We start from the raw sequence: 21936 nt of genomic DNA, 5'->3' as shown, positions 1-21936 counted from the left end.
GTCGGGCATTCTCCGGCAGAACAATCCGCTCGGCGCCGAGGAGCAGGGCGAACGCCGGTCGAGTGCCGGTTCCTGCATAACCGAAATCGGCCGGAGGCGGGACTAAAGAATCCGATTCCAGCGGCTTTTTTGCCGCATGTCGTCGCGGTCCCGGCGACGTGGTTGACGTTTCAGATTAATGACGGCCTCGATTCAGGGCCGATCGACCGGTGTAGTGATGAGATTCATCGCAAACGCGTCTTTCGGACTGAGCCAGCGAATATCCGAGGTCTGCGACATCAGTTCGACGATTCGGGAGGAGACGCCCATCTTGGTCATGTAGCCGAGCAGCCTACCTTGGGTACGCTGGCCCTCTGCAAGGGGATCCTCCACCGGTCCGTCTACAGTGAAGCGGTGGACCCCAAGTAGCGATCCAAAAATGCCGTAACGGGTTTTGCCGCCGGCGTAGACCAGCACGCAGGCGCTGGCGCAGGACGCCGCATACACTTTGCCGGAGGCGTCCACCGTGCCGACCGCGGTGGCGAGCCCGCGCGAACGGATGAGCCCACCCATGATCGTGCCCTGGGCCAGATCGCCGCCATCCGACGACAGCAGGATCACATCACCTGGCGATAGTTGTGCCTGCTTGAGTTGGTCGTAGAACCAGCTTGCACTGGCCCGGCCTATGTCGCCACTAATCGCAAGTATCCGCCGCCCTCGGCCCGAGCCGTCGAGATCGACCCTGGCAATGACCGCAGATTTCATGCTCGGCTTCCCAAAGTTTTCCCGCGAATAGTCCCAGGCGGCGCCCGGCCGCGACAGATCGCGATAGGCACGAATCCCGACACCTGACAGCAGCAGGACGAAGATCACCACGGACCAGACGGAAGGTCTGAAGATGCCGTGCTGAGTGGGAATGTTTGCGCGGCGAGGCGCGGCTGCGCGCGACAGCCCGTCGCGATACGGCGCTTGCGGCGGCGTGACCCGGGGACCGGTTGGCGGCGAACGGTGCACTCCCGTTCCTTCGTCCTGGCGGTCATCGGCAGACAAAACGCGATCCTCCCGGCGGCAACCGCTGTTCGCGCGGCGCGTGCCTGTCTACACGGTTGGATTGCTGAGGGATAGGACCGCCAAGCCGGGATGGTGCCCGGCTGAGCTGCGTTAGTGGGCGACCAGCGCGGCGGTTCGCTTCGCTGGCTGCCTGACCGATTTCGCTGCTGCAGGCCGTGCGGGGGCGGCGTCCCAGCCGCCGGGCGGGGCCGGCACGTTGACCGCGTCGCTCGGCTGCTGCTCGGGCGTAAAGGTCTGGATCGCGAGCTTCGCCGCCGCCAGCGACTGCGGGTCGAGCCGCTTGGCGATGTCGTCGCGCTTGTGGCCGGCGTCGGCGTCGCCCTGCGCGGCCGCCAGGCTGAACCATTTGAAGGATTCGGCGAGGTTCTGTTCGACGCCGATGCCGCGGGCATAGAGGATGCCAAGGTTGAACTGGCTGTCGGCGACGCCGCGATCGGCGGCCTTGCGGAACCACTGCGCCGCGCTCTTGTAGTCGGCGCCCTTGCCGCCGCCGTCGGCGTCGAGCACGGCGAGATTATGCATCGCCTTGGCGTTGCCGCGCTCGGCGGCCTGCACATAATAGCGCCGTGCCATATCGACGTCGCGCTTCACGCTGAGGCCCTTCTCGTAGAAGGTGCCGAGCCGGAAGATCGCCGGCACCAGGCCGGCCTGCGCCGCGCGACCATACCATTTGGCGGCTTCGTCGAGATTGGCGGCGACGCCCTTGCCCTCGGCATAGCGCACGCCGACCTCGTAGGCCGCGGCCGGATCGCCCTTCATCGCGGCGGCACGCAGCGCCGGTCCGCCGATCGCGTCAGGCAGCTTCTCGCCCGCCGGAATCTGGATCGTGCCGAGCTTGCCGGGAATAGCCGACGGCGCCGAGGTCGCCGGAATCGTGCCGGTGACGTCGTTGTTGACCGGCGGCGTCACTGGAGCTGCGGCCGGGGTAGGCGCGGGCGCCGGCGGGATCGTCACTTGCGCGCTGTCGAGCGTGTTCGGCGCGGAGCTGTTGTTGGACTGGCGGCCGAGAGGGGTCGGCGAGGTCATCGACGGCCCGGAAGCCGCCGATGGCGCGGCGGGCGCCGGTGGGGCGAGGTTTTGAGGGGGCCGCTGCACCGGGGCTGCGGCCGGCTCGCTGCTTTCCATCGCAGGCAGCTGCGGCGCCGAGCTGGTGTCGAGCAGGTTCATCGCGATCTTGAAAGTGCCGAGCACGATCACGACCACGCTCGCACCGACCAGCAGCGAGCGGATCTTGGAGGTGATGGTCGACGGCTGGCCTTCGGGCGAGCCGGCCTTGATCGCGGCCTTGGCCTTCTCGGCCTTGTCAGCCTTCTCCTTGGCCTTTGCCGCAGCCTTGCTGGCGGCGCGCGCCGCCTTCTCGTTGACCGGCTGAGCGGCGGCAGCCTGCGCGGCGCGGCGCGCGGCGGCGATGAAGCTCGATGTCGAGACCGGCTCCTTCTTGCCGGCGGGAAGATCGCTGATCGCGCTTTCGGACGCGGCGATCCGCTCCGACGGCGACGACATGCGACCCGCCGGACGCGTGCCCGGCTCGAGCGGATGATCCGGCGGCAGTTCGGGCGCGATCGCGGCGCGTGCCGCATGCGGCTCGAGGATCTCGCTGATGGCGCGCGGCGGGGTCGGCGGCAGCGGGGGCGGCGCGGCTGCGGCCTGGGGCTCCGCGGCGTGGAAGTCGCGCGGCGCTGCGGCAAAGTGCTCCTGCGCGAGGGCAGGATTGGGCAGCTCGGGCTTGTACGGCTCGGGCTTATATTGTTCAGGCTTATATTGTTCAGGCTTGGGCTGCGCGACCGGCTGCGGCACCGCCGCGCGCGGTTCGGCCACAGCGGGCGCCGGCGGCGCGGTGCGAACCGTGCGCAAATCGTTCTCGATCATCGCCAGGCGATCAACGACATGACCGAGCGTGCTGTGGACCGTCTCCAGCGAATCCTGAGTGCGGCGATCGGTCTCCGCCTGGCTGAAGCGGATGTCGGACAGCTCGCGCTTCATCATGTCGACGATACCGCTGTCCATCGTCGGCTGCGGGGCGGACGTGGCGCTGAAGTTGCGGGTGGCGTCGGCGAGCGAGGCGATGTGGGCGTGCTGGGCCTCGAGGTGCCGCATGATGTCATGCAGCCCTTCCTCGACCCGGCCAAGGTTGCCGGTGCGCTGATCGGCGGCTTCGAGACGCTCGAGCAGATACGACACGCGCTGTTCGAGATGGGCGAAGGCCGATGCGCTGTCATTGCCGACCTGCAAGCGGTCGATCCGCTCCGACAGGGCGCGCACCGCGTTCTCGATCGCGTCGCTATTGTCGTGACCGGCCGGCCGTTCGCGGCCTTCCAGCGTCGTGGCCAGCGCGGCGATCCGTTGTTCGAGCATCGCGAAGGCATCGCCCTGACCGTCGGCGCGCGACATCTGCGAGAGCTGGTCGACCTTCGCCGACAGCGCGTGGACGTCCTCGGAGAGCCGCAGCAGCGCGTCGTTGGAGGCGACGTTGGAGACGATGGCGCGCAGCGCCGCAATCGCGCCCTCGAGCTGATGCACCGTCGACGGATCGTCGTTGGCGCGCAGGATCATGTCGAGCTTGGCGCCGAGATTGCGGATAGCTTCGTCGTAGCCGGTGAGCTGCTCGGCCGGGGTCAGCGTGCGCAGCACCTCGCGGATCTCGGACAGGGCACGCTCGATACCGGCGATTGCCTGGCCGTTACCGTTGTTGCTTTCGAGCCGGATCTCGTCGATCCTGCGGTGCAGCGAGCGGATCTCGTTCTCGATCGATTCGATCGCCCGGCGCGGCATCGCCTCGGTGATGGCCTGGCGGATTTCCGCAAGCTCGCCACGGAAGGCAGCGATCGATTGCTCGATATGATCGGGACGCTGCAGCGCCTCGATCTGGCTCGTGATCTTGAGCAGGTGTCGCTCGAGCGAAGAGAAGTCCGGTCCGCTGGGCGCGGCCTGCGGCGGCGCATTGCGTGGCGGCGTCTGCGCGGGCGCGGGAGCGTCGAGCTCGTTCTGACGCGCGGCGATCTCCGCGATCGCGGAATCGAACGAGGCCGGGCTCAGCGGCGGCGAGGGGCGATAGATCTGCGCGGCGGCACGCTCGACCGCCTCAGCCTGGCGCTGCCGCTCCTGCTGCGGGCGGTCAGGCATCTGCGGCTCGCGGGCCGGTTGCGGCCTGGAAATCTGTGAGAGGCGAGCATCGAGACGCGAAATGGCGTCGTTCAATTGCCGAGCGACGGCCGGCTGGCCGCGCGGCACCTCGGCGCGCACGGCCTCGCCGCGCGACACGGGCCTCGCAATCTGTTCGATCTGGCGGGTGATCGCGTCGAGTCGCTGGTGGATGTCGGCGACCTCGCGGCTCTCCCGGCTCGGCATCGGCGGCCGTTGCTCGTAGGACGCGCGCCAATCCGGCGGCGTTGCATCGCCGACGGTTGAATTCAGCCAGTCGTTCAGCGACATGCCGGCGCGGCGCGCTGCCGCCTCCGCCCTCTCGCGGACGGAGGGATCGATGCCGTCAACACTCCACGATACGCGCGAATTCATGATTCCGTCCGGTCCCGACTCCGGCGCCACAACCTGCGCCCACAGCCTCCCCGCGCATTCCGGTTAAGAGACAATCGAATTCTGCGCGGGTCGTCTGCCTCAGCTGCCGACTTTTTCCCGTCACGGTAAATAACGGGTTAAGGAATGGGGCTAACGAACCTTAAAGTTCGGGAATCGCGGAACCAGTTGCGCCGGATCAGGACAGCGGAGCGGTTTCGAGCGAGGCAGATACCGGCTCGCGTGAAGAAAGCGGGTCAAACAAAAAAACTTGAAGATCGGTTCTGATTCAATCAGAGCCAATCTCGGCCGTCAGCCGCCGCTTTCGCGCTTGCTGTCGTCGAGCTGCAGCACATTGCCGCGACCAGCGATCGCGGACAGCGCGTCGAGAGCTTCCTCGCACCATTCCACCACCACGCGCTCGTGCCGCATCCCGATGCGCAAGCCGAGCATCTTGCCAAGATCGGCCGGCGGCGCGCTGCCATCGGGAAAGCGCTTGTTGAGCAGGCGTTCGTAGCGCTCATAGCGGTCGCGGTGATGCTCGAGCCGCGCCATCAAATCGGCGCGCAGTGGCTCGATGTCGACGCTGTCCAGCGCATAGAGCCGGACCAGCAGGTCATCCTTGATCGACGGCGGCATGCTCGGCCGCGCCGCCCAGTGCTTCAGCGCCGCGCGGCCCTCCGGCGTCAGGGTGTAGACCAGCTTGTTGGGCTTGCCCGATTGCACCACCTCGCGGCCCTGGACATGACCCTTGTCGCGCAGCCGGGACAGCTCGCGGTAGATCTGCTGGTGATCGGCCTTCCAGAAGAAGCCGATCGAGGCATCGAACGTCTTGGCGAGCTCGTAGCCCGTCATCGGACGTTCCGTGAGGCATGCGAGGATTGCGTCACCGAGCGCCAACGCCCACCTCCATCTCAGTTCCCAGACCGCATTCTGAAGTCCGCTTGACTTTATGCATTACTGTGCATATGCGTCAATATGCATATGCAGATCCTGTAGCCTTATGAGCGCGGATCGAGCTTCAGGCTCCTAACCCACCGCAGGAGACGTCCGATGAAGAGACCGGGCCTCGACAAGTGGTACGCCTACATGAAGTCCCACGACACATCGGCGCTGTTGGACCTCCTGCATCCCGACGCGGTGTTCGAAAGCCCGGTGGTGCACACGCCGCAGCGCGGCCGCGACATCACCTTCAAATATCTGACCAGCGCCGCCAAGGTGCTCGGCGGCCCGACTTTCAAATATCTCGGAGAATGGACCAACGACACCGGCGCCGTGCTCGAATTCGAGAACGAGATCGACGGCATCAGGATCAACGGCGTCGATATCATCAGCTTCGATGCCGACGGCCGGATTACGCATTTCAAGGTGATGGTGCGCCCGCTCAAGGCCATCAACATGCTGCATCGGCTGATGGGAGACGAACTGATGAAGCAGGGCGGCGCAACGTCGCAAGCTCAGTCTCGATAGTGTCACTGCCGCGGACCTCCGGAAGCGGATAAGGTCCATTCAAGGGAACCCCAGGGAAAAGCTGCGCTGCCAATGCCAGCCAGCCGGGAGAACATCATGCCGACCTACAAAGCCCCCGTCGAAGACGTCAGCTTCCTGCTCAATGACGTCTTTCAGATCGATCGCTACGACAATCTTCCGGGCTTCACCGATGCGTCGGCCGATGTGCGTGAAGCGATCCTCGGCGAGGCCGCGAAGCTCAGCGAGGAGGTGCTGCAGCCGCTGAATCGCACCGGCGATCTCGAAGGCTGCAAGCGCAATGATGACGGCAGCGTCACCACGCCGAAGGGCTTCAAGGATGCGTTCAAGCAGGTCGCCGAAGGCGGCTGGCTCGGGCTCTCGGCGCCATCAGAATATGGCGGGCAGGGCCTGCCGGTGGTGCTCAGCCAGGCGGTCAACGAATTCCAGATCTCCGCCAACATGGCGTTCTCGATGTATGGCGGCCTGACTATGGGCGCGACCGCAGCGCTGCTGGTGCATGGCACCCCGGAGCAGAAGAAGACCTACGTGCCGAAGATGGTCGCGGGTGAGTGGACCGGCACCATGAACCTGACCGAGCCGCATTGCGGCACCGACCTCGGTCTCCTGCGCACCAAGGCCGTGCGGCAGGCCGACGGCAGCTTCAAGATTTCCGGAACCAAGATCTTCATCTCCGCCGGCGAGCATGACCTCGCCGAGAACATCATCCATCTGGTGCTGGCGCGTATCGAAGGTGCGCCGGCCGGCATCAAGGGCGTCTCACTCTTTGTCGTTCCCAAGGTGCTGGTCAATGCCGACGGTTCGCTGGGCGCGCGCAACGGCGTCAGCTGCGGCTCGATCGAGCACAAGATGGGCATCCACGGCAATTCCACCTGCGTGATGAACTACGACAACGCCACCGGCTGGCTGATCGGCGAAGAGAACAAGGGCATGCAGGGCATGTTCGTGATGATGAACGAGGCCCGCCTCGGCGTCGCCGTGCAGGGCCTCGCGCAGTCGGAAGTCGCCTATCAGAACGCGGTCGCCTATGCGCGCGAGCGCCTGCAGGGCCGTTCGCTGACGGGACCGAAGGCGCCCGACAAGCCGGCCGATCCGATCATCGTGCATCCCGACGTGCGCCGCGCGTTGCTCTCGATCCGCGCTTTCAACGAGGGGGCGCGCGCGATGGTGATCTGGACCGCGCTGAAGAGCGACGTCGCCCACCGCTCCAACGATCCGAAGGATCGCCAGGAGGCGGACGATCACATGGGCCTGATGACGCCGGTGCTGAAGGGCGTGCTCACCGATACCGGCTTCGCCAACACGGTTGCCGCCCAGCAGGTGTTCGGCGGCCATGGCTACATCGCCGAGCACGGCATGGAGCAGTTCGTGCGTGATGCGCGCATAGCCATGATCTATGAGGGCGCCAATGGCATCCAGGCGCTGGATCTGGTCGGCCGCAAGCTGCCGCGCGACGGCGGCCGTGCCGCGATGGCGTTCTTCGGCGAGGTCGGCGCTTACGCCAAGGAGCATGGCGGCGACGAGGCGATGAAGCCGTTCATCACCCCGCTCTCCACCGCGCTCGGCCATCTGCAGCAGGCGACCGGCTGGCTCATGCAGAATGCGCTCACCAAGCCCGACAATGCCGGCGCCGCTGCGACCGATTACATGAAATTGTTCGGCCTCGTAGCGCTCGCTTATATGTGGGCGAAGATGGCCAAGGTGGCGCAGGACAAGATCGCCGCCGGCGCCGCGACGCCGCACCTGACCACCAAGCTCGTGACCGGACGCTTCTTCATGGAGAAGCTGCTGCCGGAGACCGCCGTGCACCTGGCGCGCATCCAGAGCGGCAGTGCGACCGCAATGGAACTGGCCGCGGAAGCGTTCTGAAAATTGTCGCCGCCCCGCTCGCGGCGGCGCTCCGTTTCGTTATATATTATGATCCTCATATAAGGAGGGCGTCATGCCTGAGGCATATATCTACGATCACGTTCGCACCCCGCGCGGCCGCGGCAAGCCCGATGGCGCGCTCCACGAGGTCACCGCGCTCGCGCTCGCCACGGTGCCGCTGAAGGCGCTGAAGCAACGCAACAACCTTCCCGAGGACTCTGTCGACGACGTCGTGCTCGGCGTGGTCGATCCGGTCGGCGAGGCGGGCTCCGACATCGCGCGTTTCGCCGCGCTGAACGCCGGCCTTGGTGAAAAGGTGCCGGGCGTGCAGATCAGCCGCTTCTGCGCCTCCGGTCTCGACGCCGTGAATTTTGCCGCAGCCCAGATCATGAGCGGACAGCATGAGCTGGTCATCGGCGGCGGCGCGGAATCGATGAGCCGCGTCGGCATCGGTGCCTCCGGCGGTGCCTGGCCGATGGACCCCTCGATGGCGGTGCCGGCCTATTTCATGCCGCAGGGTGTCTCGGCCGATCTGATCGCGACCAAATACGGATTTTCGCGCGATGACGTCGATGCCTACGCGGTGCAGAGCCAGCAGCGCGCGGCCAAGGCCTGGGACGAGGGCCGCTTCAAGAATTCGGTGGTGCCGGTCAAGGACGTCAACGGGCTGACCATCCTCGCCAAGGACGAGCACATGCGTCCCTCGACGACGATGCAGTCGCTCGCGCAACTGCAGCCGTCATTTGCGGCGATGGCGGCGATGGCCGGCTTCGACGCGGTGGCGGTGCAGTCGCATCCCGAGGTCGAGAAGGTCAACTACGTGCACCATGCCGGCAACTCGTCCGGCATCGTCGACGGCGCCGGTGCGGTGCTGCTCGGCAGCAAGGAGGCGGGCGCCAAGCACGGCCTGAAGCCGCGCGCAAAGATCCGCGCCTTCGCCAATATCGGCTCGGAGCCGGCGATGATGCTGACTGGCCCGGTCGACGTCACCGAAAAGCTGTTTGCGCGCTCCGGCATGACAAAGTCGGACATCGACCTGTTCGAGCTCAACGAGGCCTTCGCCTCGGTGGTGCTGCGCTACATCCAGGCCTTCGACATCGACAATGCCAAGATCAACGTCAATGGCGGCGCGATCGCGCTCGGCCATCCGCTCGGCGCGACCGGCGCGATGATCCTCGGCACCGTGCTCGACGAGCTCGAGCGCACCGACAAGGAGACGGCGCTGGTGACGCTGTGCATCGGCGGCGGCATGGGCACCGCCACCATCATCGAGCGGGTCTGAGGCGAGGGGAGCGAGCAATATGGCTTACAAGAATTTCAAGTTCGAAACCGACGCCGACGGCATTGCGCTCGTCACCTGGGATATTCCGGGTCGCTCGATGAACGTGCTCGACGAGACCTCGATCCTGGAGATCGAGGAGATCGTCAAGCAGACCACGAATGATCCCGCTATCAAGGGCGTCGTCATCACCTCGGCCAAGGACGCGTTCTGCGCCGGCGCCGATCTTTCGATGCTCGAGGGCATGAGCCGCACCTATTCCGATCTCCTGAAGGAGAAGGGCGAGGAAGCCGCCAACCAGGTGCTGTTCGACCAGAGCCGCCGCTTCTCGCAGGCGTTCCGCTCGATCGAGATCTCGGGCAAGCCGTGGGTCGCAGCGATCAACGGGCTGGCGCTCGGCGGCGGCTTCGAGATCACGCTGTCCTGCCACTACCGGGTTGCGGCGGAGAATCCGAAGACGCGGCTCGGCCTGCCCGAGATCAAGGTCGGCCTGTTCCCCGGCGCCGGCGGCACCCAGCGCGTGCCGCGCATCGTGCCGCCGCAGGACGCGATGACGCTGTTGCTGAAGGGTGAGGCGGTCAATCTCGCGCGCGCCAAGGCACTCAATTTGATTCACGCCATCGTTCCCGCGTCCGACCTGATCAAGGCCGCGAAGGACTGGATCAAGGGCGGCGGCAAGGCGGTCGCGCCATGGGACGAGAAAGGCTTCAAGCTGCCCGGCGGTCCGGTGTTCTCGAAGGCCGGCATGCAGATGTTCCCGGCCGGCAACGCGATCTACCGCCGCGAGACCTACAACAATTATCCGGCCGCGCGCGCCATCATGAGCTGCGTCTATGAAGGCCTGCAGCTGCCGATCGACGCCGCGTTGCGCGTCGAATCACGCTACTTCGCCAAGATCCTGCGCTCGAACGAAGCGGCCGCGATGATCCGCTCGCTGTTCCTGTCGATGCAGGAATTGAACAAGGGAGCGCGGCGTCCGGCCGGAGTGCCGCCGACCAAAGTGAAGAAGCTCGCCGTGATCGGCGCCGGCTTCATGGGCGCCAGCGTCGGCTATGTCTCGGCGCAGGCCGGCATCGACGTGGTGCTGGTCGATCGCGACCAGGAGAGCGCCGACAAGGGCAAGGCCCATGCCAAGGCCGTGATCGACGGGCAGGTTGCCAAGGGACGCATGAAGCAGGAGGCGGGCGACGCCGTCCTGTCGCGCATCACCGCAACGGCTGATTACAACGCGATCAAGGAATGCGACCTCGTCATCGAGGCCGTGTTCGAGGACCGCAAGGTCAAGGCGGACACCTTCGCCAAGGCGCAGCCGCTGTTGAAGGAAGGCGCGATCTTCGCCTCCAACACCTCGACGCTGCCGATCAACTCGCTGGCGGAAGAGTTCAAGGACCAGGGCCGCTTCCTCGGCATCCATTTCTTCTCGCCGGTCGAGAAGATGATGCTGGTCGAGATCATCCTCGGCAAGAACACCGGCGATGTCGCGCTGGCGACCGCGCTCGACTATGTGCGGGCGATCGGCAAGACCCCGATCGTGGTCAACGACTCGAGAGGCTTCTTCGCCAATCGCTGCGTGATGCGATACATCGCGGAAGGCAACGAGATGCTGCTCGAAGGTGTGCCGCCGGCGATGATCGAGAACACCGCCAGGATGGCCGGCATGCCGGTCGGCCCGCTTTCGCTGCAGGACGAGGTCGCGCTCGATCTCGGCCTGAAGATCACCAAGGCGACCGAAGCCGATCTCGGCCCCAACGCGGTCAACCAGGCGCAGAAGAAGCTGATGGTCGAGATGGTCGAGAAGCAGGGCCGCTTGGGCCGCAAGAACGGCAAGGGGTTCTACGACTATCCCGAGAAGGGCAAGGGCCAGAAAAGCCTGTGGCCCGGGCTCGCCGGTCTGCAGCCGAAGCATCTCGACCCCGACACGCTCGACGTCGAGGAGCTGAAGCAGCGCTTCCTGGTGGCGCAGGCGGTGGAGGCCGCGCGCACCGTCGAGGACCGCGTCATCACCGACATGCGCGAGGCCGATGTCGGCTCGATCCTCGGTTTCGGCTTCGCGCCGTTCACCGGCGGCACGCTGTCCTATATCGACTTCATGGGCACCAGGAAGTTCGTCGAGCTGTGCCACGCATTCGAGAAGAAGTACGGGTCGCGCTTCACGCCGCCCAAGCTGCTCGAGGAAATGGCCGCCAAGGGCGAGACCTTCTACGGCCGCTTCCCGCCGAAGAAGCCGGCCGAACAAGCCGCGGAGTAATCGCACGGCGTTGCTCAGGGGGAAGGAGAAGGGCTTCGTAGCCCGGATGGAGCGGAGCGAAATCCGGGACCGGATTATCCGCGGATGGGCCTGCCCCGGATTGCGCGGAGCTTGCCATCGGGCGCGCATTCGCGCGACCCGTTGGCTCCATCCGGGCTACGCGTTTTGCATTGCTGCAAACACAAAGGGCCGGACCGTCGATCTGGCCCTTTCGCTATGCCTGCAAATTGCGGCCTCACGCCGCCTTCAGCAGGCCTTCCTTCTTCAGGGCTTCCTGCACCTGCGGGCGCGCGGCAACGCGGGCCTTGTAGGCCATCACATTGGGCAGGCCGGAGAGGTCGAAGCCGAGGCGGTCGGTCGCCCACATGATCATGGTAAAGAGGTAGCCGTCGGCGACGGTGAACTGGTTGCCCATCAGGTAGTCGTGGCCGGCGAGCTGGCTGTCGACATATTTGAACTTGCCCATCGCGCGGTCCTTGAAGAACGCCTTGGCGTCGTCGGACAGCACGGGCGAGAACATCGGGCCGAGATTCTTGTGCAGCTCAGTCGTGATGTAGTTCAGCCATTCCAGCAGCTTGTAGCGCTCGTTGGAGTCACGGGCAGGCGCGAGCTTCTTGTCCGCGACCTTGTCGGCGATCATCTGGATGATGATCGGTCCCTCGGTCACCAGTTCCCCGGAATCGAGCGCCAGCGCCGGCACTTGGCCCTTCGGGTTCACTTTCAGGAAATCGTCGCCGTTTTCGAGCTTCTTGGCGCGCAAATCGACCTTCACGAGGTCGTAGGGCAGGCCGGCCTCGAGCAGCGCGATATGAGGCGAGAGGGAGCAGGCAGCGGGGGTGTAATAAAGCTTCATGGGTATTTCCTTCCCTTGTTCTTGGCGGCGGGAGAGGGATTGCCTACATGCACCTGCATGAAATAGTCAAGATTGATGCAGGTGCATTTAGTGCGGTAGACTTTGTTCCGGGAGTTATGGGCTAGACCATGAAACGCAAGCTATCGAGCGAGGCGACTGCCGCCTGGATCCGCCTGATGCGGGTGCCGAGCCGGGTGCTCGACTGCGTCGAGCATGATCTGAAGAAGGCCGGCTTTCCGCCGCTGGCCTGGTACGACGCTCTGCTCGAGCTGTCGCGCGCGCCGTCCGGCGAGCTGCGCCCGGTCGAGCTCGAGCGGCAGATGCTGATCCCGCAATACTCCACCTCGCGTCTGATCGACCGCCTGGTCGACGAGGGGCTTGCCGCCCGGCGCGAATGCAAGATCGACAAGCGCGGCCAGTTCGTCGAGATCACCGAGGCGGGACGCGAGCTGCAGAAGCGGATGTGGAGCGCGTATTCCGCCGCGATCGACAAGCATGTCGGCTCCAAATTGTCCGACACCGAGGCAGCCAAACTGTGCGGCCTGCTCGACCGGCTGGGTTGCTCCTGCAGCGACGCCAAGAGCGAAACTAAGGGCGAAACCAAGAGCGAGACCAGGGCGGCTCCCGCGCGAGACGGCGTGGTCGCCCGATGATATTCTTGATCCCACCAACCGCGGCCCCTCGGGCCTGCGGACCCTGCCACCGCGCGCATTCGATCGAAGCGCCCTTGAGTTGGATTTCGTATGGCGCGTGACCAGATCGATATGACGCCGCTGCAGTCGCGCGACGAACTCGTGGCGTGGCTTGAAGCCGGCGTGAAGCCAGAGTCCGAATTCCGGATCGGCACCGAGCACGAGAAGACACCGTTCACGCTCGAAGGCCACCACCCCGTGCCTTACGAGGGCGCCAAGGGCATCGGTGCGCTGCTGGAGGGCATGAAGCTCCTGCTCGGCTGGGAGCCGATCATGGAGCGCGGCAACATTATCGGCCTCTATGACGTTACCGGCGGCGGCGCGATCTCGCTCGAGCCCGGCGGACAGTTCGAACTGTCGGGCGCTCCGGTCGAGACCGTGCACCAGACGCAAGGCGAGCTGATGGCGCATCTGGCGCAAGTGCGCGAGATCGCAACCCCCCTCGGCATCGGCTTCCTGGGTCTCGGCATGACGCCGTCCTGGTCGCGGGCGCAGATCCCGGTGATGCCGAAGGGCCGCTACAAGATCATGACCAACTACATGCCGAAGGTCGGCAAATACGGCCTCGACATGATGTACCGGACCTGCACGGTGCAGACCAATCTCGACTTCTCCTCCGAAGCTGACATGGTGAAGAAGCTGCGCGTATCGCTGGCGCTGCAGCCGGTCGCGACCGCCTTGTTCGCCAACTCGCCGTTCACCGAAGGCAAGCCCAACGGCTTTTTGTCGTTCCGCTCGGAGATCTGGCGCGACACCGACAATGCGCGCAGTGGCATGTTGCCGTTTGCATTCGAGGACGGCATGGGCTTCGAGCGCTATGTCGACTACGCGCTCGACGTGCCCATGTATTTCGTGAAGCGCGGCGACGAATATATCGACGTGTCCGGCACCTCGTTCCGCGATTTCTTCGCCGGCAAGAACACGGCCTTCCCCGGCCAGCGGCCGACGCTGTCGGACTGGGCCAATCACCTCTCGACGATCTTCCCCGAGGTGCGGCTGAAGCGTTATCTCGAAATGCGCGGCGCCGACGGCGTGCCGTGGGGCCGGCTGCCGGCGCTGCCGGCCTTCTGGGTCGGGCTGCTCTACGATAACGACAGTCTCGAAGCCGCCTGGGACATCGTCCGCCACTGGACCGCGCCGGAGCGGCAGGCGTTGCGCGACGACGTGCCGCGGTTCGGCTTCAAGGCGCGGATCAAGGACCGCTACCTGTTCGAGATCGCCAAGGAGTGCCTCATCCTGTCGCATGCCGGATTGCGGCGGCGTGGCCGTATAGATCACCTCGGGCGCGACGAAAGCCGCTATCTCGAACCGCTGGAGCGGATTCTTGAGGCCGGCCGTTCGCCCGCGGAAGAGATGCTGGAGAAGTTCAACGGTCCCTGGAATGGCTCGGTGGAACCCGCGTATCAGGAATACGCCTTCTAGGAGTCTCTCCAGACTAGGCCGGCCTCAATCAATTCCCGGCGGTGCCGGACGTCGCGTCCCGGCTCGCGGTTCCGCGCCGTTCATCCGCCATACAGGTTCATGGCGCTCAAATGATTGCCCGCGAAAGTCGCGGGGCTGCGCAAATTTGAAAGCAATCTCATGGGGATAGGCCGCCTCTTTCGGGCGTGTGTGGTGACGTTCGCCGTTTTGGCGGCAATTGCCGGGACGCGCCCTGCGCTGGCGCAGACCAATTTCGACCGCCCCGGTGGTGACTATCTGAACTCGCCGGTGACGTCGGGCGACCCCGCCGATTGTGCGCTCGCCTGCGAGCGCGACCGGCGCTGCCGCGCCTGGAGCTTCAATTATCCGACTGACGCCAACAATGGCGCGGTGTGCTGGCTCAAGAGCACGGTGCCGCCGCGCGTGCAGGACGCCTGCTGCGTCTCCGGCGTTCGCGGAGCGGGCGTGGTCGAACCGCGCAACGGCGCGATCGAGACCTCGATCGACCGTTCCGGCGGCGACTACAAGAACTTCGAATTGAAGAGCAGCGACGGCGTCGAAGCCTGCCAGGCTGCCTGCACCGCCGACAACAAATGCCGGGCCTGGACCTATACCCGACCCGGCTATGCCGGCCGCAACGCACATTGCTTCCTGAAGAAGGAGATCAAGCCGCCGCGCAGGAGGGCGGGGTACATTTCGGGTGTGGTGCGCTGAATCCGCGCCCCGGAGGAGCCAACAGGTCGCGTGAATGTGATGACAGGGTCCGCTACGACCGTGCATTCACTCCGCTTGCAGCACCGTGATCTCCGGCCACAGCGCCTTCCAGCGCGCGGCCTTCTTCGCATAGTTCGCCGCCGAGAAGTTCGCAGTGTGGTGCGGCCGTACGGTCATGCCGGCGACATCGTCGAATCCGTTCGGGGCATAGACGTTGTAGCCGTTGATGGTGCGGCGGATGCCGATCTGTGTGGTCGCGGTGAGGAAGCGGTCGATACCGTCGGTCGAACACGATAATGGCGGGTAGGGCACGCCGTTCTTTTGGGGGTACCAGAGATGGACGCGCGCCTGGTTGCGCGCCTCGATCACGACGCGGAGGTCGCCGAGACGCGCCTGCAACTTCCGGATCACGGCATCCTCGGCATCCCATGAAGTGTCAGGGTCGAAATAGAAGATGTCGTAGTCGCTGATGCCGTAATCGACCGGCCGGTTCGTCTGCATGTTCCACACGCTCTGCACCAGGCAGCCGGAGACGAGCCACGCGTCGGGCAAAGCGAGGCGAAACAATTCGTCGGCGATCATGCGATTGGCCGGATTGCTGAGCGCTGCGGCGAGGAATTGGTCTTGGGTCATAAAGAGAATCGCAGGTGCCGCAGGGTAGGTTAGCGCAGCGTAACCCGCCATCTTTCGTCCCGCGCACGGTGGGTTACGCCTTCGCTAACCCACCCAACGATCCCCGCGCATCGTAGTCCTTGACCGTCTTCTTCGGTAGCTCGACCTCCGGCCACGCCAGCGCAATATGTCTGACGTCGTCGAAGGTCATGCGATCAGCTCAATGTACCGAGGTGAAGAAGCGCGCGAGGCGGAAGCCGGAGAGCCAGGTCCAGACTGGCTGGCTGCGCATCCCCATGTCCCAGGAGCCGACCACCGCGTCGGCACGGCCGATCAGATTGTCGATCGGCAGCAGGCCGACGCCGCCGTCGCGCACCGGCACGCGGCTGTCGGCGGAATTGTCCCTGTTGTCGCCGAGCACGAACAGCTTGCCCGGCGGCACGGTCACCTCAGGCGTGTTGTCGAGCGGGCCGTTGTCGCGCATCTTGAAGATCGCGTGGCTGACGCCGTTCGGCAGCGTCTCGACATAGCGATACGCGTCCTCGCCGCCGCCGCGGTCGTCCTCGGCGAAGCCAGTGCCGTCCGCCTTCAACGCAGCCGGATGATCATTGATGAAGAGCTGGCCCTGCCGCATCTGGATGCGGTCGCCGGGCAGTCCCACCACGCGCTTGACCCAGGCCTGCGAGCGGTCGCCTGGCCAGCGGAACACCACGACATCGCCGCGTTTCGGCGTCTCGCCGAACAGGCGGCCGGTTTCCGGCAGCGTGATCTGGATCGGCAGCGAAGCCGCGCCGTAGCCGTAAGGGTATTTCGAGGCGACCAGCGCGTCGCCGATCAGGAGCGTCGGCTCCATCGATCCCGACGGCACGTAGAACGGCTCGGCGATCGCACCCTTGGCGAGGAACACGACGGCGACGATCGCGGCCAGCTGCGTGGCTTGTGAGCGCCAAGTCGACGGCTTGGCCGTCACGGTTTCGTTTCCGCTGCTCACTAGCCTGTACCTCCGACCGTAATCCGTTCCATTCGTAGCGTCGGCTGGCCGACGCCGACCGGCACGCCCTGACCGTTCTTGCCGCAGGTGCCGATTCCAGTGTCGAGCGCAAGATCATTGCCGATCATGGTGATCCTGTGGAGATCGGTCGGCCCGTTGCCGATCAGCATCGCGCCTTTCAGCGGCGCGCCGAGCTTGCCGTTCTCGATTTTGTAGGCCTCGGTGCACTGGAACACATATTTGCCCGAGGTGATGTCGACCTGGCCGCCGCCGAAATTGGCGGCATACATGCCGTTCTTCACCGAAGCGATGATCTCGGCCGGATCGCAATCGCCGGCCAGCATGTAGGTGTTGGTCATGCGCGGCATCGGCACATGGGCGTAGCTCTGCCGCCTTCCGTTGCCGGTCGGCTTCATGCCCATCAGCCGGGCGTTCTGGCGGTCCTGCATATAGCCGACCAGGATGCCGTCCTCGATCAGCACGGTGCGGTTGGTCGGCGTGCCCTCGTCGTCGATCGAGAGCGAGCCACGCCTGGATGCCATGGTGCCGTCGTCGACCACGGTCACGCCCTTGGCGGCGACCTGCTGGCCCATCAATCCGGCAAAGGCGGAGGTCTGCTTGCGGTTGAAATCGCCCTCGAGCCCGTGGCCGACCGCCTCATGCAGCATCACGCCGGGCCAGCCGGCGCCTAGCACCACGTCCATCTCGCCGGCAGGCGCGGGCACTGATTCGAGGTTGACCAGCGCCTCGCGCAGCGCGCCGTCGGCGGCGTCGCGCCAGGCCTTGGTCTCGATGAAGCGGGCATAGCCCTCGCGGCCGCCATAACCCTTGCTGCCGCTCTCCTGCCGGTCGCCCTGGCCGGCGACCACGGAAATGTTGACGCGCACCAGCGGGCGGATGTCGCGGTAGCTCTCGCCGTCCGGCCGCAGGATCTCGACGACCTGCCAGGTCGCGGTAAGGCTGGCCGAGACCTGCCGCACTCGCGGATCCTTGTCGCGGATATAGGCATCGATCTCGCCGAGCAGCTTGACCTTGGCCTCGAAGCCCGGCGCATCCAGCGGGTTCTCGTCGCCGTAGAGTTTGATGTTGGTGTGGGCCGGCGCCGCGGCGAAGGTCCCGGCGTAGCCGCCGCGGACCGCCGCAACCGCATCGGCGGCGCGGATCAGCGCCGGGATCGAGACGTCGGAGGAGTGCGCATAGCCGACCGCGTCGTCCTTCACCGCGCGCAGGCCGAAGCCCTGCGAGGTGTCGTAGGTCGCCTGCTTCAGCCGGCCATTGTCGAACACCAGCGCCTCGGTCTGCCCGAACTCCAGGAACAACTCGCCGTCGTCGGCGCCCGCAAGTCCACGCGCTACCTCGCGGCGGACGGTATCGCGGTCGAGATTGGCACGGTCGAGCAGGGAGGTCGTGGCGGGATTGGTCATGGTCACTCCAGCGAACTGCGAATTCTCGCCCTCCCTGCCTTCGGCGCAACTAAATACCAGCGCAACGGGAACCTGCAGCCAGCATTTTTGCGATCTAAGCAGAGATGAGCACGAAATTCATCTTACATCCCGGAAACCTGCGGCTGCCGGTCCCGGGTCGGCCCGGGGCGCTTGTGATGAAAGATAGTGCTTATGGCTGCAAACCGGGAGAGCCTGCGACAGTGCGGTCGATCACGGCAACTTGTCATATCCTTCCGCCAGCCCGTTCAGGCTGAGCGGAAAGCCGATGCCCTCTTCCGGGGTCTCGAAGATGATGAAGGTGGCGGTCTTGGCGGCCTTGAGCTGGCCGAGCAGCTTGTCGTCCAGCACGACCTCAGCCACGCAGCCATTGGGCAGGCAGCGAACGAAGCCGGCGCGGCCGACATCCTGGTTGTCGAGCTTCAGCCCGAGGCCGGAGGGCAGCAGCACGCCGAGCGGCGCGACCACCCGCATCAGGCGGCTCTTCTGGTCGGCGGTCTTCAGCACGATCACGGTCAAGCCGGCATTGGAGCGGTCCTCCGCCACCACGCTCTGGATCAGTGCGCATTGCTCGGCCTGCGCGCCTGGCGGTGTGTCGCAACGGATCTGCCAATCGCCATGGACCGAGCGGACCGCCCCTTGCGCGTTCGCCGCTTGGGTCAGGCCGAGAAACAGGGCCGCCGCCAGCAGACCTCCCAGCCAGCCTGCCTGCGCCTTTCGCCTTGTTGCCTGAATGTTCGAAGCGCCCATCCGGGTCGATCCTTTAGAATGTTCGGTCGGGCCGGCCGTCCGTTCGGCCGCCGGTCGCACGCACCCGTCGACTGTATCGCAATGACGGCGCCTTGAAGGCGATCTTGAAGCCATTTCCGCGCCGGATCGGGGCATCCACGAGCGAATCAGGTTCCTGTGGAGCGCCCGCCTGTGGGTACATCCGGCAATCCCCCTGTCAAGCAGCGTCGGTGATCGACCCGGCGACTTTCGCTTGATTTTGCGGGAAAATTCGCGGTCGGCAGATTAGTCGCAGGCGCATGGCGTTCGGCCTTACTACTGCATTGCGAGCGCCTGCGAATTATGGTTTGAGAGGCTGGATTTCGACGCGTTCTAGCGATCTGGCTCCCGTACCCTCCTTGACTTGAACACGGGTACGTCCGGTAGGCCGTTTGTCAGGGCGGATCGTGCCGCATTTCCGGCAAAGCGCCGGGGTGCGTTGGGGAAATATCTAGGGAGCGCGAGCGGCATGAAGATGTCGATTGGCCGGATTGGCCGACAATTGCTGGGATTTGCGGTGGCGGGCATGGCGTCGATCGCCGCAGGATCGGCCTTCGCCGAGATGGGACAGCCGGCACCTTGGGAGCACACGCTGCAGGAAGGCGCGACTCCAGTGATGGAAAACATCATCTGGTTTCACAATTTCCTGCTGGTGCTGATCACCCTGATCACGCTGTTCGTGCTGGCGCTGCTCGTGATCGTCGTGGTGAAGTTCAACGCTCGCGCCAACCCTGTGCCCTCCCGGACCACCCACAACACCCTGATCGAGGTGGCTTGGACGCTGATCCCGGTGCTGATCTTGGTCGGCATCGCGGTGCCGTCGTTCCGCCTGCTGTTCCTCGAGCTCGACGTGCCGAAGCCGGATCTCACCGTCAAGGTCACCGGCAAGCAGTGGTACTGGTCCTACGCCTACCCGGACAACGGCAAGTTCGAATTCGATTCGCTGCTCGACAAGGACAAGCAGCCCCGCCTGCTCGGCGTCGACAACGAGATGGTCGTCCCGGTCAACAAGGTAGTGCGGATCCAGACCACCGGCGCGGACGTGATCCACTCCTTCGCGGTGCCGGCTTTCGGCATCAAGATCGACTCGATCCCCGGCCGTCTCAACGAGACTTGGTTCAAGGCCACCAAGACCGGCATGTTCTACGGCCAGTGCTCGGAACTGTGCGGCAAGGACCATGCTTTCATGCCGATCGCGGTGCGGGTCGTCAGCGACCAGGAATTCGCGGCCTGGGTTGACGGCGCGAAGAAGAAGTTTGCGGCCAACCCGGCGAATACCTACGCGTCGGCTGGTCAGGCGGCGCAGTAGGCGCGATTGGAAGAATAAGGGCGACGGGACCGCAGGGTCCGAGAGGGACTGCAAGGCAGGATTTGGAACATGGCTACAGGCGCAGCGACACACGACGATCACGCCCATGATGATCACGCCCATCATCCGACCGGATGGCGGCGCTACCTCTACTCCACCAACCACAAAGACATCGGTACGATGTACCTGATCTTTGCGGTGATCGCGGGCATCATCGGCGCCGCGATGTCGATCGCGATCCGCGCCGAGTTGATGTATCCGGGCGTCCAGATCTTCCACGAGACCCATGTCTACAACGTGTTCGTGACCTCGCACGGTCTGATCATGATCTTCTTCATGGTCATGCCGGCGATGATCGGCGGGTTCGGCAACTGGATGGTGCCGCTGATGATCGGCGCGCCGGATATGGCCTTCCCGCGCATGAACAACATCTCGTTCTGGCTGCTGCCGGCGTCCTTCGCGCTGCTCATCATCTCCACCTTCGTCGAGGGTGAGCCGGGCGCCAATGGTGTCGGTACGGGCTGGACCATGTACGCACCGCTATCGACCTCGGGTCATCCGGGGCCGGCGGTCGACTTCGCGATCCTGTCGCTCCATCTGGCCGGTGCGTCGTCGATCCTCGGTGCGATCAACTTCATCACCACGATCTTCAACATGCGGGCGCCGGGCATGACCCTGCACAAGATGCCGCTGTTCGTCTGGTCGATCCTGGTGACGGTGTTCCTGCTGCTGTTGTCGCTGCCGGTGCTCGCCGGTGCGATCACCATGCTGCTGACCGATCGCAATTTCGGCACCACCTTCTTTGCGGCCGATGGCGGCGGCGATCCCGTGCTGTTCCAGCACCTGTTCTGGTTCTTCGGTCATCCCGAGGTGTACATCCTGATCCTGCCCGGCTTCGGCATGATCAGCCAGATCGTCTCGACCTTCTCGCGCAAGCCCGTGTTCGGCTATCTCGGCATGGCCTACGCCATGGTCGCGATCGGCGGCATCGGCTTCGTGGTCTGGGCGCACCACATGTACACCGTCGGCATGTCGTCGGCGACGCAGGCCTACTTCGTCGCCGCCACGATGGTGATCGCGGTGCCGACCGGCGTGAAGATCTTCTCCTGGATCGCCACGATGTGGGGCGGCTCGATCGAGTTCAAGGCGCCGATGCTGTGGGCGATCGGCTTCATCTTCCTGTTCACCGTCGGCGGCGTCACCGGCGTCGTGCTGGCCAACGCCGGCGTCGACCGCGTGCTGCAGGACACCTATTACGTGGTGGCGCACTTCCATTACGTGCTGTCGCTCGGCGCCGTGTTCGCGATCTTCGCGGGCTGGTACTACTGGTTCCCGAAGATGACCGGGTACATGTACTCGGAGACCATCGCCAAGCTGCACTTCTGGGTCACCTTCATCGGTGTGAACTTGGTGTTCTTCCCGCAGCACTTCCTCGGTCTGTCGGGCATGCCCCGCCGCTATGTCGACTATCCGGATGCCTTCGCCGGCTGGAACCTGGTCTCCTCCTGGGGGTCCTACATCTCCGGCGTCGGCGTGCTGATCTTCATCTACGGCGTGATTGATGCCTTCGTCCGCAAGGAGCAGGCCGCGAACAATCCGTGGGGTGCGGGTGCGACCACGCTGGAGTGGACGCTGACCTCGCCGCCGCCGTTCCACCAGTTCGAAGTGCTGCCGCGCGTGCAGTGA

Annotated in this window: 17 protein-coding genes; 9 read left to right on the top strand and 8 right to left on the bottom strand. The window is 65.0% G+C overall.

Annotated elements, in window-relative coordinates; all coding sequences use genetic code 11:
- Positions 1-192: 192 nt before the first annotated feature.
- The 3 genes from MTX23_RS31640 to MTX23_RS31630 all read right to left on the bottom strand — a co-directional run bounded on the left by MTX23_RS31640 (position 193) and on the right by MTX23_RS31630 (position 5463).
- Positions 193-1029 carry a hypothetical protein gene (locus MTX23_RS31640; protein ID WP_280974010.1) on the bottom strand — a complete coding sequence of 279 codons (837 nt, stop codon included), beginning with the start codon at positions 1027-1029 and terminating at the stop codon, positions 193-195.
- Between the two features lie 111 nt (positions 1030-1140).
- Entirely contained in the window at positions 1141-4566 is a 3426-nt protein-coding gene (locus tag MTX23_RS31635; protein WP_280974009.1) for a hypothetical protein, read from the bottom strand.
- Between the two features lie 309 nt (positions 4567-4875).
- Positions 4876-5463 (bottom strand): PadR family transcriptional regulator, encoded by a 588-nt coding sequence (locus tag MTX23_RS31630; RefSeq protein WP_280974008.1) that lies wholly within the window; start codon positions 5461-5463, stop codon positions 4876-4878.
- 153 nt (positions 5464-5616) lie between these two features.
- Here MTX23_RS31630 and MTX23_RS31625 point away from each other — a divergent pair, with 153 nt between their 5' ends.
- The 4 genes from MTX23_RS31625 (at position 5617) to MTX23_RS31610 (ending at position 11447) form a co-directional block, all read left to right on the top strand.
- A complete protein-coding gene (locus MTX23_RS31625) occupies positions 5617-6033 on the top strand; it encodes a nuclear transport factor 2 family protein (protein ID WP_280974007.1) in 417 nt (138 codons plus the stop codon).
- A gap of 96 nt (positions 6034-6129) precedes the next feature.
- Positions 6130-7920, top strand: a complete 1791-nt coding sequence (locus tag MTX23_RS31620) for an acyl-CoA dehydrogenase C-terminal domain-containing protein (RefSeq protein ID WP_280974006.1) — start codon at positions 6130-6132, stop codon at positions 7918-7920.
- Positions 7921-7993: 73 nt separating this feature from the next.
- Positions 7994-9202 (top strand): acetyl-CoA C-acetyltransferase, encoded by a 1209-nt coding sequence (locus tag MTX23_RS31615; protein WP_280974005.1) that lies wholly within the window; start codon positions 7994-7996, stop codon positions 9200-9202.
- A gap of 19 nt (positions 9203-9221) precedes the next feature.
- Positions 9222-11447: an FAD-dependent oxidoreductase gene (locus MTX23_RS31610; protein ID WP_280974004.1), complete on the top strand. Its 2226-nt coding sequence runs from the start codon at positions 9222-9224 to the stop codon at positions 11445-11447.
- Positions 11448-11682: 235 nt separating this feature from the next.
- Here MTX23_RS31610 and gstA read toward each other — a convergent pair whose 3' ends face one another.
- A complete protein-coding gene (gene gstA / locus MTX23_RS31605) occupies positions 11683-12300 on the bottom strand; it encodes a glutathione transferase GstA (RefSeq protein ID WP_280974003.1) in 618 nt (205 codons plus the stop codon).
- A 128-nt stretch (positions 12301-12428) separates the two neighbouring features.
- On the opposite strand from gstA, the gene MTX23_RS31600 reads away from it, so the two are divergent.
- The 3 genes from MTX23_RS31600 (at position 12429) to MTX23_RS31590 (ending at position 15128) form a co-directional block, all read left to right on the top strand.
- The gene (locus MTX23_RS31600; RefSeq protein ID WP_280974002.1) at positions 12429-12953 is read left to right on the top strand and encodes a helix-turn-helix domain-containing protein; all 525 of its coding nucleotides are present in this window, start codon (positions 12429-12431) and stop codon (positions 12951-12953) included.
- 90 nt (positions 12954-13043) lie between these two features.
- Positions 13044-14414 carry a glutamate--cysteine ligase gene (locus tag MTX23_RS31595; protein WP_280974001.1) on the top strand — a complete coding sequence of 457 codons (1371 nt, stop codon included), beginning with the start codon at positions 13044-13046 and terminating at the stop codon, positions 14412-14414.
- A 159-nt stretch (positions 14415-14573) separates the two neighbouring features.
- On the top strand, positions 14574-15128 hold the full coding sequence (locus MTX23_RS31590; RefSeq protein ID WP_280974000.1) for a PAN domain-containing protein: 555 nt from the start codon (positions 14574-14576) through the stop codon (positions 15126-15128).
- A gap of 66 nt (positions 15129-15194) precedes the next feature.
- On the opposite strand, the gene MTX23_RS31585 is transcribed toward MTX23_RS31590, so the two are convergent.
- From MTX23_RS31585 to MTX23_RS31570, 4 genes are all read right to left on the bottom strand, one after another.
- Positions 15195-15761, bottom strand: coding sequence for a nucleotidyltransferase family protein (locus MTX23_RS31585; RefSeq protein WP_280973999.1), 567 nt, complete (start codon positions 15759-15761; stop codon positions 15195-15197).
- 199 nt (positions 15762-15960) lie between these two features.
- Complete coding sequence (gene lepB / locus MTX23_RS31580) at positions 15961-16731, bottom strand: signal peptidase I (RefSeq protein WP_280973998.1); 771 nt, start codon at positions 16729-16731, stop codon at positions 15961-15963.
- The gene (gene tldD / locus MTX23_RS31575; protein WP_280973997.1) at positions 16731-18155 is read right to left on the bottom strand and encodes a metalloprotease TldD; all 1425 of its coding nucleotides are present in this window, start codon (positions 18153-18155) and stop codon (positions 16731-16733) included. Before tldD ends, lepB begins: the two co-directional genes overlap by 1 nt.
- Positions 18156-18386: 231 nt before the next feature.
- Entirely contained in the window at positions 18387-18923 is a 537-nt protein-coding gene (locus tag MTX23_RS31570; protein ID WP_280973996.1) for an invasion associated locus B family protein, read from the bottom strand.
- Positions 18924-19410: 487 nt separating this feature from the next.
- On the opposite strand from MTX23_RS31570, the gene coxB reads away from it, so the two are divergent.
- Together coxB and ctaD are read left to right on the top strand one after the other, a co-directional pair.
- Complete coding sequence (gene coxB / locus MTX23_RS31565) at positions 19411-20250, top strand: cytochrome c oxidase subunit II (protein ID WP_280973995.1); 840 nt, start codon at positions 19411-19413, stop codon at positions 20248-20250.
- Between the two features lie 69 nt (positions 20251-20319).
- Positions 20320-21936, top strand: a complete 1617-nt coding sequence (ctaD, locus tag MTX23_RS31560; RefSeq protein WP_280973994.1) for a cytochrome c oxidase subunit I — start codon at positions 20320-20322, stop codon at positions 21934-21936.

The organism is Bradyrhizobium sp. ISRA436 (assembly GCF_029910015.1).
Lineage (GTDB): Bacteria > Pseudomonadota > Alphaproteobacteria > Rhizobiales > Xanthobacteraceae > Bradyrhizobium.
The sequence above is the reverse complement of the archived record's forward strand: the minus strand, read 5'-3'. Positions and strand labels throughout refer to the sequence as shown.

Excerpts from the sequence above, each read along its gene's own strand:
- MTX23_RS31615 (WP_280974005.1), top strand. The coding sequence starts at position 7,994 with ATGCCTGAGGCATATATCTACGATCACGTTCGCACCCCGCGCGGCCGC.
- MTX23_RS31600 (WP_280974002.1), top strand. The coding sequence starts at position 12,429 with ATGAAACGCAAGCTATCGAGCGAGGCGACTGCCGCCTGGATCCGCCTG.
- gstA (WP_280974003.1), bottom strand. The coding sequence starts at position 12,300 with ATGAAGCTTTATTACACCCCCGCTGCCTGCTCCCTCTCGCCTCATATC.
- tldD (WP_280973997.1), bottom strand. The coding sequence starts at position 18,155 with ATGACCAATCCCGCCACGACCTCCCTGCTCGACCGTGCCAATCTCGAC.
- MTX23_RS31590 (WP_280974000.1), top strand. The coding sequence starts at position 14,574 with ATGGGGATAGGCCGCCTCTTTCGGGCGTGTGTGGTGACGTTCGCCGTT.
- MTX23_RS31570 (WP_280973996.1), bottom strand. The coding sequence starts at position 18,923 with ATGGGCGCTTCGAACATTCAGGCAACAAGGCGAAAGGCGCAGGCAGGC.
- MTX23_RS31620 (WP_280974006.1), top strand. The coding sequence starts at position 6,130 with ATGCCGACCTACAAAGCCCCCGTCGAAGACGTCAGCTTCCTGCTCAAT.
- MTX23_RS31635 (WP_280974009.1), bottom strand. The coding sequence starts at position 4,566 with ATGAATTCGCGCGTATCGTGGAGTGTTGACGGCATCGATCCCTCCGTC.
- coxB (WP_280973995.1), top strand. The coding sequence starts at position 19,411 with ATGAAGATGTCGATTGGCCGGATTGGCCGACAATTGCTGGGATTTGCG.
- MTX23_RS31610 (WP_280974004.1), top strand. The coding sequence starts at position 9,222 with ATGGCTTACAAGAATTTCAAGTTCGAAACCGACGCCGACGGCATTGCG.
- MTX23_RS31585 (WP_280973999.1), bottom strand. The coding sequence starts at position 15,761 with ATGACCCAAGACCAATTCCTCGCCGCAGCGCTCAGCAATCCGGCCAAT.
- ctaD (WP_280973994.1), top strand. The coding sequence starts at position 20,320 with ATGGCTACAGGCGCAGCGACACACGACGATCACGCCCATGATGATCAC.
- MTX23_RS31625 (WP_280974007.1), top strand. The coding sequence starts at position 5,617 with ATGAAGAGACCGGGCCTCGACAAGTGGTACGCCTACATGAAGTCCCAC.
- MTX23_RS31595 (WP_280974001.1), top strand. The coding sequence starts at position 13,044 with ATGGCGCGTGACCAGATCGATATGACGCCGCTGCAGTCGCGCGACGAA.